The 1,570-nt window shown below is 45.3% G+C and carries 2 protein-coding genes; both read left to right on the top strand.

Annotated features, from left to right (window positions below):
- Nucleotides 1-105 precede the first annotated feature (105 nt).
- Nucleotides 106-963, top strand: coding sequence for a phosphatase PAP2 family protein (locus HF312_21565; protein MCU7522799.1), 858 nt, complete (start codon nt 106-108; stop codon nt 961-963).
- A 204-nt stretch (nt 964-1,167) separates the two neighbouring features.
- Nucleotides 1,168-1,570: glycosyl hydrolase (locus tag HF312_21560; GenBank protein MCU7522798.1), on the top strand; the 403-nt coding region annotated here is incomplete at its 3' end.

Here is a 1,570-nt window from a genome sequence, read left to right as displayed (position 1 = left end):
CTTTTTATTTACCTGCAAAAAATTCAGGGGAACTTGACTTTGCACATTTCCTGGGACCTTCCCCCCCCACGTTGAACGTTGAACGTTTTTTTTGTAATTTTAATTATGCATAAACATTACTTAACCCTCATCTCCTTCTGCCTTTTTGTGCAGATCAGTTTTGTTCCCGTTTCAGGCACCGGAACATATGTATTTGCTCAGACGAATACTTCCGGCGAAAACACAAAGAAACCCCTGGAACTCATAAAAAGCGATTTCAATACTGCCGTTGACGACGGCGTAAAGCTCGCAAAAGCACCTTTTCATTTTGATGGCAGGGATTGGCTTACTTTTGGCGGCGTCGTGGGTACTACAGCACTCGCTTTTACTGTGGATGAGGATGTAAGGGACTTTATGCACCGCAACCATACTGACTTTCTGGATAATTACACCGTAATCGGAAGACAGTACGGCGAAGTTGTTACAGCCGGACTGATTTCGGGAGTGGTCTACCTTGGCGGACTTGCAGCCGGAAGTACTGACGTTCGCGAAACAGGCCGAATGATGATTGAAACCCTGGCTTACGCCGGAATCGTTACCACAGTACTCAAGTCAGCCTTGGGGCGTTCACGCCCATACCTGAATGAAGGAGCTTTTAAGTTCAGGGGCCTCCAGTTTAAAAACGAACATATATCGCTTCCTTCGGGCCACAGCACCGTCGCTTTTGCAATGTCTTCAGTCCTGGCCGCAAGAATTAACAATACATATGCCTCCATTGGGCTATACAGCCTCGCTGCTTTTACAGCTTTCCAGCGCATGTACGACGATAAGCACTGGCTATCAGATACCATACTTGGCGCTGCAATCGGGCATTTTATCGGGCAGGCTATTGTTAGCTACGGATCAAAAGATAATTCCGGTATCTCAATGCACCTCCAGCCCTCAGTTTCCCCCTACGGCTTTGCGGTCATTATCCCTTTGTAAGCCTCTGTGTGTTATATGAATTGTTAACTTAGAGCATTTCGCATTCCATACAAAAAACAATGCTTGGCGGTTTCATATTTGTAGCCGTCGGCGTATATTTGACATGGTTAATATTAAAGCAGTTCCTGCCGTCCCCGGGCACGCTGTTTTAACTTAAAAATCCCATTCTAAATCAGATATTCTTTCATTAATTAAATACTTTATATGAAAATTAATACTAAAATATCCGCCTTTTTACTTTTTTTGTTTTCGTTTCATACTGCTCCGTCATATGCCCAGATGAAACCTGTTGAAGAGAGAATCGATTCGGTTATGCACCTGATGACTCTCGACGAAAAAATCGGCCAGCTTAACCAGCTTAGCGGGGACTGGGAACAGACGGGGCCTATTACCAATTCCGGAAATAAGCTCGAGGATGTTAGAACAGGCAAAATCGGATCAATGCTGAATATTATGGGATTTGAGCATACAAAAGCCCTCCAGGAAGCTGCCATGAAGTCCCGGCTTAAAATTCCTCTGCTTTTCGGTCAGGACGTAATCCACGGCTACCGTGTTACTTTCCCGATCCCTCTTGCCGAGGCCGCAAGCTGGGACATGGATGCAATCT

The sequence above is a fragment of the Ignavibacteria bacterium genome, assembly GCA_025612375.1.
GTDB lineage: Bacteria > Bacteroidota > Ignavibacteria > Ignavibacteriales > SURF-24 > JAAXKN01.
The sequence above is the reverse complement of the archived record's forward strand: the minus strand, read 5'-3'. Positions and strand labels throughout refer to the sequence as shown.

Excerpts from the sequence above, each read along its gene's own strand:
- HF312_21565 (MCU7522799.1), top strand. The coding sequence starts at position 106 with ATGCATAAACATTACTTAACCCTCATCTCCTTCTGCCTTTTTGTGCAG.